The organism is Hymenobacter sp. R533113 (genome assembly GCF_056835965.1).
Genome location: NZ_JAKWBD010000013.1, coordinates 572,347 through 585,613, shown reverse-complemented (window position 1 = coordinate 585,613; position 13,267 = coordinate 572,347). Strand labels below are relative to the sequence as shown.

General features: G+C 53.5%; 12 protein-coding genes. 7 read left to right on the top strand and 5 right to left on the bottom strand.

The annotated features are described in order from the left end of the window. Nucleotides 1-32: 32 nt before the first annotated feature. Nucleotides 33-440 (top strand): DoxX family protein, encoded by a 408-nt coding sequence (locus MKZ35_RS11545; protein ID WP_482513435.1) that lies wholly within the window; start codon nt 33-35, stop codon nt 438-440. Nucleotides 441-568: 128 nt separating this feature from the next. On the opposite strand, the gene MKZ35_RS11540 is transcribed toward MKZ35_RS11545, so the two are convergent. From MKZ35_RS11540 to MKZ35_RS11530, 3 genes are all read right to left on the bottom strand, one after another. Then, nucleotides 569-1,378, bottom strand: coding sequence for a class I SAM-dependent methyltransferase (locus tag MKZ35_RS11540; protein WP_482513434.1), 810 nt, complete (start codon nt 1,376-1,378; stop codon nt 569-571). 354 nt (nt 1,379-1,732) lie between these two features. Then, on the bottom strand, nt 1,733-3,853 hold the full coding sequence (gene scpA, locus MKZ35_RS11535) for a methylmalonyl-CoA mutase (RefSeq protein ID WP_482513433.1): 2,121 nt from the start codon (nt 3,851-3,853) through the stop codon (nt 1,733-1,735). A 92-nt stretch (nt 3,854-3,945) separates the two neighbouring features. Beyond that, nucleotides 3,946-5,742 carry a methylmalonyl-CoA mutase family protein gene (locus MKZ35_RS11530; protein ID WP_482513432.1) on the bottom strand — a complete coding sequence of 599 codons (1,797 nt, stop codon included), beginning with the start codon at nt 5,740-5,742 and terminating at the stop codon, nt 3,946-3,948. Between the two features lie 246 nt (nt 5,743-5,988). Here MKZ35_RS11530 and MKZ35_RS11525 point away from each other — a divergent pair, with 246 nt between their 5' ends. The 3 genes from MKZ35_RS11525 (at nt 5,989) to dnaA (ending at nt 9,411) form a co-directional block, all read left to right on the top strand. Then, on the top strand, nt 5,989-6,750 hold the full coding sequence (locus MKZ35_RS11525; protein WP_482513431.1) for a 5'-nucleotidase C-terminal domain-containing protein: 762 nt from the start codon (nt 5,989-5,991) through the stop codon (nt 6,748-6,750). 105 nt (nt 6,751-6,855) lie between these two features. Next, a complete protein-coding gene (locus MKZ35_RS11520) occupies nt 6,856-7,776 on the top strand; it encodes a bifunctional metallophosphatase/5'-nucleotidase (protein WP_482513430.1) in 921 nt (306 codons plus the stop codon). Nucleotides 7,777-7,917: 141 nt separating this feature from the next. Beyond that, a complete protein-coding gene (gene dnaA / locus MKZ35_RS11515; RefSeq protein WP_482514737.1) occupies nt 7,918-9,411 on the top strand; it encodes a chromosomal replication initiator protein DnaA in 1,494 nt (497 codons plus the stop codon). 218 nt (nt 9,412-9,629) lie between these two features. Here dnaA and MKZ35_RS11510 read toward each other — a convergent pair whose 3' ends face one another. Together MKZ35_RS11510 and MKZ35_RS11505 are read right to left on the bottom strand one after the other, a co-directional pair. Then, nucleotides 9,630-10,118 (bottom strand): hypothetical protein, encoded by a 489-nt coding sequence (locus MKZ35_RS11510; RefSeq protein ID WP_482513429.1) that lies wholly within the window; start codon nt 10,116-10,118, stop codon nt 9,630-9,632. A gap of 131 nt (nt 10,119-10,249) precedes the next feature. Then, nucleotides 10,250-10,675, bottom strand: coding sequence for an OsmC family peroxiredoxin (locus MKZ35_RS11505; protein WP_482513428.1), 426 nt, complete (start codon nt 10,673-10,675; stop codon nt 10,250-10,252). Nucleotides 10,676-10,955: 280 nt separating this feature from the next. On the opposite strand from MKZ35_RS11505, the gene MKZ35_RS11500 reads away from it, so the two are divergent. The 3 genes from MKZ35_RS11500 to MKZ35_RS11490 are packed head-to-tail and all read left to right on the top strand — an operon-like array spanning nt 10,956 to nt 13,238. Further along, the gene (locus MKZ35_RS11500) at nt 10,956-12,452 is read left to right on the top strand and encodes a GH3 family acyl-acid amido synthetase (RefSeq protein ID WP_482513427.1); all 1,497 of its coding nucleotides are present in this window, start codon (nt 10,956-10,958) and stop codon (nt 12,450-12,452) included. 17 nt (nt 12,453-12,469) lie between these two features. Further along, nucleotides 12,470-12,688 carry a hypothetical protein gene (locus MKZ35_RS11495; protein WP_482513426.1) on the top strand — a complete coding sequence of 73 codons (219 nt, stop codon included), beginning with the start codon at nt 12,470-12,472 and terminating at the stop codon, nt 12,686-12,688. A gap of 4 nt (nt 12,689-12,692) precedes the next feature. After that, the gene (locus tag MKZ35_RS11490) at nt 12,693-13,238 is read left to right on the top strand and encodes a hypothetical protein (protein ID WP_482513425.1); all 546 of its coding nucleotides are present in this window, start codon (nt 12,693-12,695) and stop codon (nt 13,236-13,238) included. The last annotated feature ends 29 nt before the right edge of the window (nt 13,239-13,267 follow it).

Genomic DNA, 13,267 nt, shown 5'->3' with positions numbered 1-13,267 from the left:
AAGTCAATAAATAGGTCATACGGATTCTCCTAATGGATAGCCTAGCCAGATTTGCCCCCTACATCTATGCCTTGCTTCGCATTGTGGTGGGCTTGCTTTTCGCAATGCACGGCAGTCAAAAGCTATTAGGGTTTCCCGGTGATAAACCACCCGTGGAAATTGCCTCTTTAATGGGCCTCGCCGGAATAATAGAGTTGGTCGGGGGCCTGTTGATTGCCTTTGGCTTCTTAACGCGCAGTGCCGCCTTTATAGCCAGTGGAACCATGGCTGTGGCCTATTTCATGGCCCATGCGCCGCAAGGGGCTCTTCCTATCCTGAATCAGGGAGAACCGGCGGTAATTTACTGCTTCGTGTTTCTGTATATCGCCGTGCAAGGTTCTGGACCCTGGAGCGTCGATAATTTGATGAGAAAAGATAGGCGTGATGTGTTGCCGCGTTAGGTAATTAAGCCTTCGGTAAGAGTATCGCTAAGCTAGCGCTTGGTCCTAAAAAGGAGGGCTGGCGTATCTAACGGGTGTTAGATACGCCAGCCCTCCTTTTAATAAAACAGTTTGCTTCTCTTCAGCTTTTAAAAAGGTTTTGTCAGCAAATAGTAAGCATAGCGCCTTCCCAGCTTTACTTCCTGCTCAATTTCCAAAGTAACCAGTTGGGGTACAAAACCGCAGCTAATAGCGTTTTCCCAAAACTCCTCAATACGGTACGTTACCATGTGAGGCAAGTTCTGGGCGTAGCCCCAACGGTGCGGCTGGCTTATGGGCGTATTATCAGCGTAGCGGATCTGAATAAAAGCCTGCCCACCCGGCTTCAATAGTTTGTAAGCAATGTCCAGCACACGGGTGCCGTACGCCTTGGTAGGAAAAATTTCAAAGACGTAGGTGGAGAAAAACAGGTCGCAGGGCTCTGTAATCGTGCTGAGGACCGTTTCAGGGGTGCCCGCTTCAAACTGTACGGGAACAAAGTTGTGGTAGCCTTCCTGTACTAATTGCTTCTGACACTCATTCACGCTGGCAGCGGTAATATCAGTGCCATAATAGCGGCTTGAGCCGGAAGCGAAGTGCACGGCATTGGCGCCGCCGCCGCAGCCCCAGTCTACAATGCGGGCTGGCTGATTATCAAGGGTTGCCACACCAGCTAGGCGGCGGTACATCTCATAATTGTGACGGCCCATCTTAAGCCACCGCTCGTCATTATTCTTGAATACGCCCGTGCCACGCCAATGGGCATTACCTGGAATGTACTCCCGATCAATGCCTTCCCAGTAATGCTGAGAGTCAGCTATTAGCTTATCTTCTGAGTCGTACAGATGTAAGTTCTCCCGCACCACTCGCTCACTGGAGCGATAAATCCGAGCTAAAGTATTTCGTAACTGAGCTTTCATCAAATTAATTGTAAGAAGTTAGGCTAGCGTATTGGCAATGCAATGTATGCTTTAATATTATTTTAATCCTATAAAAATCCTATTTATATTTGGATAAACCAAATTAAGTGAGAAAATAGCTAAATAAAACTCGTCAGTTGTATTATTTATGCATCTAAATAAGTAGAGGCAAAACAATTTGAAACCTCACATACTACCTCTTAATAATAAGCCTAATAGAGTTGAAGTTGGGCAAATGCTGCCAATATTCACCATGTATAGCTACTGATAAGCTAGTATAGATCGTACGTTCATCGTGTTTTAGCAACCTGGATATGGAGAAATCTGTACTTAGGCCATAAGCAGCAAATAGTTTTACTGCTCCTTTAGCTTTTGCAATATTTCTTGAGCTGCCACTGCAATTACCGTTCCTGGACCATATACTCCAGCTACTCCCGCCTCGAATAGAAACGCATAATCTTGAGCCGGAATCACGCCGCCGGCAATTACCAGAATATCAGCGCGGTCGAGCTTTTTGAGTTCCTCGATAAGTTGCGGAATCAGAGTTTTGTGGCCCGCCGCTAGGCTACTCACACCCACCACATGCACATCGTTTTCGGTGGCTTGGCGGGCTACCTCGGCCGGCGTCTGGAACAAGGGGCCGATATCCACGTCGAAGCCCACGTCGGCGAAGCTGGTCGCGATTATTTTGGAGCCGCGGTCGTGGCCATCCTGGCCCATTTTAGCCACCAGGATGCGCGGCCTACGCCCTTCCAACTTAGCGTACTCGTCGGCCATTTCGCGGGTGCGCTGAAACTCGACATCGTAATCCAACTCAGCAGAGTACACGCCCGAAATGGCGCGGATGGTGGCTTGATGGCGGCCATACACTTTTTCTAAGGCATCAGATATTTCACCAAGCGTAGCACGCACGCGGGCGGCTTGTACGGCCAGCGTCAGCAGATTTTCTGCGCCACTACGAGCTGCTTCCGTCAGCGCTTCCAGCGCTGCTTGCACATTATCGGCGTTACGTTCGGCTTTTATAGTGGCCAGTCGGGCAAGCTGCGCTTCCCGTACGGCGGCATTATCAATGTCGAGCACATCAATTTTGTGCTCTTCAGTAGGCCGGTATTTATTTACGCCCACGATAATTTCCTTGCCTGAGTCGATGCGGGCCTGCTTGCGGGCGGCAGCTTCTTCGATGCGCATTTTGGGCAAACCAGTTTCAATGGCTTTGGCCATGCCACCCAGTTCTTCCACTTCCTGCATCAGCGCCCAAGCTTTATCGGCGAGCTGGTGGGTGAGGCTTTCCACGTAGTAAGAGCCGCCCCATGGGTCCACGACGCGGGTAATGTCGGTTTCGTGCTGAAGGTAGAGCTGGGTGTTGCGAGCAATACGCGCGGAGAAGTCGGTGGGCAGGGCAATAGCCTCGTCGAGGGCATTTGTGTGCAAACTTTGCGTCCCGCCCAACGCGGCGGCCATTGCCTCAATGCAGGTGCGCGCGACGTTGTTGAATGGGTCCTGTTCCGTGAGAGAATAGCCCGAGGTTTGGCAGTGCGTGCGCAAAGCCAGCGACTTCGGGTTCTGGGGGGCAAATTGCTGCATGAGCTTGGCCCACAACAACCGACCGGCGCGTAGCTTGGCAATTTCCATGAAGTGATTCATGCCAATGGCCCAAAAAGACAGCCGGGGGGCAAATTGGTCCACGTCCATACCCACGGCCAGGCCGGCGCGGACGTACTCAAGGCCATCGGCGAGAGTGTAAGCCAACTCCAGATCGGCGGTAGCGCCGGCTTCCTGCATGTGGTAGCCACTGATACTGATGCTGTTAAAGCGCGGCATGTGCCGGGCCGTGTAGGCGAAAATATCGGCAATGATGCGCATGCTCGGTGCGGGCGGATAGATATAGGTGTTGCGCACCATAAACTCCTTCAGAATATCATTCTGAATAGTGCCCGCCAGCTTCTCCGGGCTCACGCCCTGCTCCTCGGCCGCTACGATGTAGAAGGCCATAATTGGCAGCACAGCCCCGTTCATGGTCATCGATACCGACATCTGATCCAGCGGAATCTGGTCGAAGAGAATCTTCATGTCCTCCACCGAGTCGATGGCGACGCCTGCTTTGCCTACGTCGCCCTCCACGCGGGGATGGTCGGAGTCGTAGCCGCGGTGGGTAGCCAGATCGAAGGCGACCGAAAGACCTTTTTGCCCCCCAGCCAGGTTCCGACGGTAGAAGGCGTTGCTTTCTTCGGCCGTCGAAAACCCCGCGTACTGCCGGATAGTCCACGGATTTTGCACATACATAGTAGCATAAGGACCACGCAGATAAGGTGCTACGCCCGCTCCAAAACCCATATGATCGAGGCCGGCAACATCATGGGCCGTGTAGTGGCTGCGCAGCGGAATCTGTTCGGGGGTCAGCGTTTCGGTGGGCGTGGCCGGTGCGGGCAGCAACGGCGCTGCATCGTATGGAATCCGGGAAAAGTCAGGCTTCATGGATTAAGGAAGGATTGGGTGGCCTGGGATATCTAGTTGAGGATTACTCAGAATAAAAGTTGTGTCAGCAACCTGTTTTACAAGAAGTAATCTTAGGTTTTCCCCTGTAGTCGGGCGAGAATATCGGCGGTTTTATAGCCATCTATAGTGAGCTCATCAAAGCCATGGCGTTGCATGGCAGCTTGCATGGTCGCCACGTCGCTCGATATTAAGGTAGGCAGGTGAACTGAAAGGTCAGCTGAATCGGGAGCAGATACCTCGCGGGCCAGAGCGCGGTACTGCTCAACGGTGGCGTACATCAGCGTCACTGTTTCGGGCGTGGAAAACAGCACCGACAGCGTGTCAGCTGGGGGCTCAGACAGTGGCAACGCGATTCTTTCTCCGTGGGGCAGCGTTTTGAGAAAGGAATCCAGAAGGGCGCGATTGGTATCCTGACCCAAAAGCACCACCGCGGCCCGTTGATTCTGCTGGAGCTGCCGCTTGAAATGCAAGGCCGTCACCAGGCGTAATACCTCCGTCGGGTACGTGGCGCGAGTAGTATCGAAGCTGCGGCTGCGCAACAGCTTTTTAGGATCGAACTCAAACTCTTCCTGGGGCTGCGTAAAGCGGTTGCTGCCTACTACTACCTGCTCGCCGGTAGCAATGCGGTGAAACTGCTGGCGGCTAACAGCGCGCAGCTCTTCCAGCACGCTGCCCCAGGCTTTAGGTAAGCCACCTTTTGCCTCGGTGGCCTGGAAAAGTGCCCAAGCCTCACGAGCCAAAGTGTCGGTGAGCGTTTCGAGATAATAGGAGCCCGCGGCCGGATCAGTCACGCGGCCCAACTGCGATTCCTCGCGCAGAATAACAGATAAGTTGCGCGCCAGGCGCGCCGAAAACTCGCCTGGCTCGCGGTATAGGCTATCGAAGGGCGCGACGGTGAGGGAAGTGGCACCGCCTAACACCGCCGCCATCGCCTCCGTCGTGAAGCGTAATAAGTTGGTGTGCGGATCCAAAGTGGTTTGCAGCCAAGATGACGTACTGGTATGGATACGCAACGTAGGAGCAAGGCTGGGGAGCAAATCGAAGGCATGAAGCAGCGTAGCCCACAACCGACGCACGGCTCGCAGCTTTGCGATTTCCAGAAAGTAGCTGGTTCCTACGGCCAGGTGAAGCTGCATGGCAGCTGCCACGTCAGCCACGCTCAGCTCGGCGTTGGGCAGGGCCTGCAAATAAGCCGCCGCTACATTCAGCGCGTAGCCAATCTGCTGGGTATTGGTACCTCCCCGGTTGCCAAAAAAGCTGGCATCAATGGTCAGCGCCTGAAAATCAGGTAGATGTTGGGTTAGCTTCAGTACCATCCGCAGCTCGGGCAACTGGCTAGCGAAGTTGGTAGTATGATGGGTGAGCGAATCAGTCAATAAAAAGCCCCTCAGCTCCTTGCTGGCAGCCAACAGCCTACGTAGTAGACCGGTTGGGTGGTGCGGCAGCGAGTACCCAATGAAGGTGGTATCGAGCGGCAGGAAGCTGTGCAGATAGTCTACGTCGAAAGCGCTGGCATCATCAGAGAAGATAAAATGCACCCCATCGGCTCCGCGGTCCAGGCTTATACGGGCCTGATCTACGGCCTCATGGCCGCTGTTATGCGCCGCCACGCGCACCACCGGTACATTGCGCCAGGAGCGGTCGGGAGCAGCAGGTGCCGGTAGCAGGGGCGATGGTAAAGCACCTAACGCTTCCAGCGCCTCCCGATGATAAAACGGCTGTACGTCAAACCCTTCGGCTGTCTGCCACAGGAGCGCGGCGGGGTCTGCCCCTTTTAAGTCGCGACGAATGCGCTCCTGCCAGGCCTCGGTGATGACAGGTTGAAACTCGGGAAACGAAACGGGTGCCGGACGTGGGATATCGGCCATATGAGGTGGTAAAAAGCCTATGATTCCGGTAAGGAATGCGGGTTAAAGATACCGGATCGGGGTAATAATGGCGAACTAGCTAAGTTATTTGTACGGCTGCGCACGGTATCGGGCTTTACCATCTGTCATTAGTCGCGGCTTACTTAAGGAAAAGTGCTGTTCAAGGTACTTCCACAATGGGATTGGGCAAAAGCACAAAGACCAGCGTTATCTTTGCAATCCGTCTCTTCGCCTTTTGCTGTTTTTATGCATTTTCTCCGCTCCCGTGTCATTGGCTTCGGTCTGTTTCTTGCCGTTACTGTAACGCCAGCCTGTCAGCGCGGGGCTTACGTGGCTAAGCCCACATTGGCCCCTACCACGGCACAGCCCGTAGGCCAGACATTGCTCCCTGACCCCAAAATAGCGGCCCTCATCGAGCCCTACCAGCAGAAGGTAACGCAGCAAATGAAAGAAGTGATAGGTACGGTGCCAGTAGCCATCACTAAAAACGTAGGGGAGTCGCCGCTGGCTAACTTCGTGGCTGATATTCAGCGTCAACGGGCTGCTGCCGTCACGGGCAAACCCATTGACGTAGGTGTAATGACCAATGGTGGACTGCGAGCCAACATACCTGCCGGTCCGCTTATGTTGGGGGGCATTTTTGAGCTGATGCCTTTCGAAAACGAACTAGTGATTCTGGATGTGCCAGGTCCGGTAATGCGGCAGTTATTCGATTACTCAGCTCGTATCAAAATGGCTCTTTCAGGGGCTACTTATTCGGTAAGCGCCGATGGCAAGTTAACCAATATCCTGATTGGTGGTAAGCCCTTTAATCCAACTAAAGCATACACGGTCGCTATTTCTGACTACTTGGCGGGGGGCGGTGATAATATGGTGTTCTTCAAAACGATTAAGCCCCGAGGCACCGGCGTACTGCTGCGCAATGCTATTGCGGACCACATTCGTCAGCTTACCAAAGAAGGCAAACCCGTGGAGGCCAAAGTAGAGGGCCGCGTGAGAGTCATTTAACAATTATCAGTTAACAGCTAGCGTACTATTTCCTCCAAACAAATGTGTGCCAATTAGTTACAGAACAACTGTTAACTGTTAATTGGTAACTGTTAAATGAAACCTATGAACCGTCGCGACTTTCTAAAAAACTCGACCCTTGGCGCCGCTAGCCTGAGCCTGCTGGGTATGCCAGCAATGGCCGCCGATGCCAAGGGCTCACGCCTTACCATTCTGCATACCAACGATATGCACTCGCGCATTGAGCCCTTTCCGGAAGGCAGTGGGCAGTTTGCGGGCATGGGTGGGATGGCGCGGCGGGCTACGCTGATCCAGCAAATCCGGGCCCAGGAGCCCAACGTACTGCTGCTCGACTCGGGCGACGTGTTTCAGGGTACGCCGTACTTCAACTTCTTCGAAGGGGAACTGGAGTTCAAGCTCATGTCGCAGATGGGCTACGATGCCGGCACCCTCGGCAATCATGATTTTGATAACGGCCTGGAAGGACTAGCCAAGCAATTGCCTAACGCGAACTTCCCTTTTCTGATAGCCAACTACGACTTCTCGCAAACACCGCTGGCGGGTCGTTTTCAGCCTTATAAAGTGTTCACGAAAGCCGGCCATCGCATTGGGGTTTTTGGTTTGGGTATTGAAATGGCGGGCTTGGTGGCCGATAAAAATTTTGGCAAAACCGTGTATCTCGACCCCATCACTACGGCGCGTACCACCGTGGCCCGTTTGCGCGACACCGAGCGTTGCGATTTGGTTATTTGCCTGTCACACTTAGGGTATCAGTATAAAAATGAAAAAGTTGATGATCATAAACTAGCTGCGCAAGTGGCTGGTATCGACTTGATTTTAGGTGGTCACACCCACACCTTCCTTGATGCGCCCGTGCCGATCGATGGTCCTAACGGCCACCGGACGCTGATTAATCAGGTTGGTTGGTCAGGAATTAACCTCGGCCGTATCGACTATGAGTTCGAGCGTAAGTCGCGGCGGCCTTCGGTGGCATTGGCTTCGGTAGTACCCGTGCGAACGGCCTGACAAAAGCAAGGAGTCGAGCGTTTTTTTGTGTCCTGACTTTTCCACATTTTTGTCTCCCCCTAATAAAATCGGGGCCCGGTTGCCCCGTGCTCTGACCCTCGTCTCCTATCCTGCACCTGTTGCTTTTGCCCTGTTTAATTGATGCTGAAGGATTGCCAAACCGTATGGGCTAACTGTCTTCGCGTCATCAAGGCAAACATTGGTGAGCAGAGCTTCCGCACGTGGTTCGAACCCATCGTGCCGGTGCAGCTCCACCATAATGTCCTGATTATTCAGGTGCCCAGCCAGTTCTTTTATGAATGGCTGGAGGAGCATTACGTGGATGTGCTCAAGAAAAGTATCTACCAGGAGCTAGGCCACGAAGGTCGCTTAGAGTACAGCATTGTAGTTGATCAGGGCAACGGCCAATCGAAGCCGCGGACGGTAAATATTCCGACGGCCCGCAAGGCCGCTTATCCTACACCCGGAAATAATAGCGTTGCCCAGATGGCCGCCAGCGCTCAAACGGCCAGCGCCCGCAATGTGGCCGCTGCCGCCAGTGCACCTACCAACCCCGACACGCTCCGGAACCCGTTTGAGGCCGCCAAGGGTATTGACCGGAATTACCTGAAGTCGCAGCTTAATCACACGTATTCCTTCGAGAACTACATTGAGGGCGACTGTAACCGGTTGGCCCGCTCGGCGGGTTTGGCTGTGGCCAATAAGCCCGGCACTACCAGCTTCAATCCGCTGATGATTTATGGCGGCGTAGGCTTGGGTAAGACGCATTTGGTGCAAGCCATCGGCAACCACGTCAAGGCTACCACGCCCGATAAGTTCGTGCTCTACGTGTCGGCGGAGAAGTTTACGAATCAGTTTATCGAGAGCCTGCGCAGCAACGCGGTGCAGGACTTTGCCAACTTCTACCTGTTGGTCGATACTCTGATTCTGGACGACGTGCAGTTTTTGTCGGGCAAGGATAAAACCCAGGAGATGTTCTTCCACATCTTCAATCACCTGCACCAGGCCGGCCGTCAGATTGTAATGACCTCCGACCGGCCCCCGCGCGACCTAAATGGTCTGGAGGATAGGCTCTTATCTCGCTTCAAGTGGGGGCTTACGGCTGATTTGCAGAGCCCGGACTTCGAGACGCGTATGGCTATCATTCAGAACAAAATGCAGCAGGATGGCATCGATATCCCGCCGCAGGTAGTGGAGTATTTGGCCCACTCCGTGAACACCAACGTGCGCGAGCTCGAAGGCGTACTGATTTCACTGGTCGCCCAAAGTAGCCTCAACCGTCGCGAGATTGACCTGGAAATGGCCAAGCAAGCGTTGCGCCACATTATCGAAGAGGTAGAAGCCGAAGTAAACCTTGATTTCATTCAGAAAACGGTAGCCGAGTATTTCAGCATTCCGGTTGATTTGCTGAAGGCCAAAACCCGCAAGAAAGAAGTTGTGACGGCCCGGCAGGTGGCTATGTATTTTGCGAAGGAGCACACCAGCCACTCCCTCAAAAGCATCGGTCACAACTTTGGCGGCCGCGACCACAGCACCGTCATCCACTCCGTTCAAACCGTATCGGACCTGATTGATAGCGACAAAAGCTTTCGCAGCACCATTGCGGAGCTACGCAAGAAATTCGCCGGCAAGTAACCCCAAGCTCCAGCTTGGCAACTCGTTGTTTGTAGCGCGAACTTTTAGTTCGCGTTTCGTTGAATGATGGAAGTCAGAAGCTTTTTCATACCAATGCCCGCAACGATACGCGAACTAAAAGTTCGCGCTACATCCCAACGTTTCTTAAACCACATATTTTACTCGCAAAAAAAGCCCCCCAAACTAGTTTGGGGGGCTTTTTTATTGCAAACAAATGCTTAGGCATTGGGCTGGGCATCGCGCAGGGGTACTTGGTGCTGCTGAGCAAATGCGCGAACCTGGTCGCGCAGAGTACGTTTGCGGCGGGTGCCTCTTACTTCGCGCATGCTCAGATTATACTGGTCACCAGCTTTGAGCTTAATGCGGAGCTGCTGGGCCACAAACTCCAGGCTGGCAATATCCTCGGCGGCGAAAGCCTGCTTAGCCCGAAACAAACCGCCCTTGTGTACAATGTAGCCAGGTGTAAACTCCAGGTAGCTCTGAGTGCCAAAGATGGGTGCATTATGCACCAGCACGTAGCCCAGATACACGAAGCTAAACGCCAGAAACACCCAGTGCAGGAAGTGATAGTCGTTCAGACCATCATCCGACGACATAGAAAACAAGGTGTAAGCAATCCAAAAGCAGGCAATGAGCACCTGACCCCAAAACGGGACACGCGAGGTATTGGCTGGTTGCAGACGAATGCGGGTAGAAGTAGCGGGCATAGAAAGAACAGGTAGTTCGGCAAAAAACAAAGTAAACTAAAAACCGGCAAGGCTGTGGGCATTACCGGTTTTTAGTTGCTCAGTAATAATCGTCTGCTGGAATGGCCAACAAGCTTTATCACCAGCAACACTTACTTCAGACTTGCGCTTAAGATCATCTCGGGTACAGCTTGCAGGAGCTGCGAAATAGGGCAGTTCAGCTTGGCATCTTCAGCGTGCTTCTGGAAGTCTTCGGGGGTAATTCCGCTTACCTGACCTTCCGTCGTGACGTGAATCTTAGTGACTTTGGGCTTGCCATCTACTGTATCCATCGTCACCTTCGATTCGGTGTTGAGCTGCTGCACCTGCGCGCCGGCTTTGCTGAGCTGAATAGCTAAGAACATGGTATAGCAGCCCGCGTGCGCCGCACCTACCAGCTCCTCCGGATTTGTGCCCTGCTTGCCTTCAAAACGACTGCCTACCGAATATGGCGCGTTTAGCGCACCGCTTTGGGTGGTGAGGGTGCCGCTGCCTTTCTGGTCGCCGTTCCAAACGGCTTTACCTGCGTGATCTGCCATGATGGGAGTAGTAAGGGGTGAAAATGGGTAGTTATAGTCTACCAACTTATAAAATGGACGTTGGGTTGTGGTAGCTAGCAAATTTGGAGCTTTGGGGGGCAATTTCCCGCAGTAGCGGTAGTTATTACCTCATTGCGTAGCCCGTTGAGCGATTAGGATAAATTAATCCGATAATTTGCTCCTAGATTAGTACTTGTCTTATCCAAATTCGTACGTATTTATCGGTACAGCGTGCTGACTTCAGCTACGTAGTTATTTCAGGAATCCTTATTGCTTATTTATGGCCCTCAAGGCCGCTTTCAGCCGACCTCTCGCAGCCCTCTTGCACCATCGCTACCAGCAGTGGCTGCGGTACCCGATTACTACGCAGCAGCGTGTGCTAGCAAACTTGATCAGTCAAGCCCAGACTACTGCTTTCGGCCGCGACCATGACCTTAGGAGTGTCAGCAACGCCACCCACTTGGCTTTTCAGGTACCCGTGCGCGATTACGAGGCGTTAAGCCCCTATTTTCAACGGGTGCAGGAGGGAGAGGCCGACGTGCTTTGGCCTGGCCGCCCCTTGTATCTGGCCAAAACCAGCGGCACTACCTCGGGCACCAAGTATATTCCGATTACCACCGCCAGCATTCCTAACCACATCAATGGGGCCCGCGATGCTCTGCTTACCTATGTACACCGCACGGGCAAAGCGCAGTTTCTGGATGGCAAGCTGATGTTTTTGTCCGGCAGTCCGGAGCTGAGCATAGTTAACGGGATTCGGACGGGGCGCTTATCGGGTATCGCCAATCACCATGTGCCGGCCTACCTGCGCCGCAGCCAGTTGCCCAGCTATACCACCAACTGCATCGAAGATTGGGAGCAGAAGCTCGACCGCATCGTAGATGAAACGGTAGCACAGCCGATGAGTCTTATTTCAGGGATTCCGCCTTGGGTACAGATGTACTTCGACCGCCTTGTGCAGCGCACCGGCCGACCCATCAAGGATATATTTCCGGACTTCGACCTATTTGTATATGGTGGTGTCAACTTCGAGCCGTACCGGGCGAAGCTCTTCGAAACTATTGGTCGGCCGGTTGATAGTATTGAGCTGTTTCCTGCTTCCGAAGGCTTCCTGGCTTTTCAGGACGAGCCCGGCAACCCCGGCCTGTTGCTCTTGCTCGACGCTGGGATTTTCTTCGAGTTCATCCCCGCTGAGCGGTTTTTCGAGCCCAATCCGCCTCGCCTCACCATTGCCGATGTGGAGTTGGATAAGCAATATGCTTTAGTGCTCAACTCCAATGCCGGCCTATGGGGCTACAGCATCGGCGACACGGTGCGCTTTGTGAGCCTTTCACCCCACCGCGTGGTGGTAAGCGGCCGCATCAAGCATTTCCTGTCGGCCTTCGGGGAACACGTTATCGGGGAAGAAGTAGAACAAACATTGCGCGAAGTCATGGCTCAATTCGCAGAGGTGGAAGTAGTAGAGTTCACCGTCGCGCCCCGCGTGAGTACCACGCCCAACGAGCCTTCCCAGCACGAATGGCTGATGGAATTTGCCCGCCCGCCGCGCGATACGGCTGCTTTCTCCGCCGCCTTGGATGCCGGCCTGCGCCGCCGCAATACCTATTACGATGACTTGCTGGGGGGCAATATTCTGGTTCCTCTCAGGCTCACGAGCTTGCCTCGGGGGGCGTTTCAGCGGTACATGAAGGGTTTGGGCAAGCTTGGGGGGCAAAATAAAGTACCGCGCCTGAGCAACGACCGGGCGGTGGCGGAAGGGTTGGTCAGCGCGGGGTAAAAGCCTTATCTTGGGCTATGAAACCGACAAACGAACCGGACAAAACTCCGCTGAATCACGACACGGACGATCCGGCTTATTGGCACGGCAGAACGGTGGAGGAAAGGCTGGAACACCTGGAGTATCTACGTCGCAAAGTCTATTTCGAGGAACAGGCGAAGCTGGGTAACTACCCAACGGAAATGCCGCGTATGCAAAAGGCCATTCGGGTAATTAAATTGAAGGATAAAAAGTAGGCTAGTGACTGAGTATCCCAGCTTACTTCGTCCCACCGCCACCGAAAGCATTTTAGTCGCTGGTCAGTTGGTCGCTATTCCGAAAGTAAAACTGCGCCTGCGACCGTGGACCGGCGCGCCGCTTACGCATCACTTCAGTCATAAGCCCCTCATAGATTTCGGTGGACGCCCAATGTTCGCGGAGTTGTGCGTATATGAATTGCTCCGGCTGTCGGGCTGGGATGCGCGGTGGGTGGAAACCTATGCCGCTCCGGCCAATGGTCCCTACTTGTTGACTAATTGGCTTGATGCTCCGCTGAAACAGCAGCAACACCAGCCGCTGACGGATACTTGGGTAGCTGAGTTGCTGGCATCAATTGCTGTCCATAACAAAGGCCGCTATGGTGGATGCTGGGATGTGCTGGGTTGGCACAATGAAACGATAGTATTTGCTGAGTTAAAACGCCACAAGAAAGACCGGCTGCAAGCCACGCAGCCGCTATGGCTGGAAGCAGGTTTACGGGCAGGACTGCAACCGGAGAATTTTTTGTTTGTGGAGTGGGATTTTTAAGCGGATTATCGGGGTGTACCGATTTTATC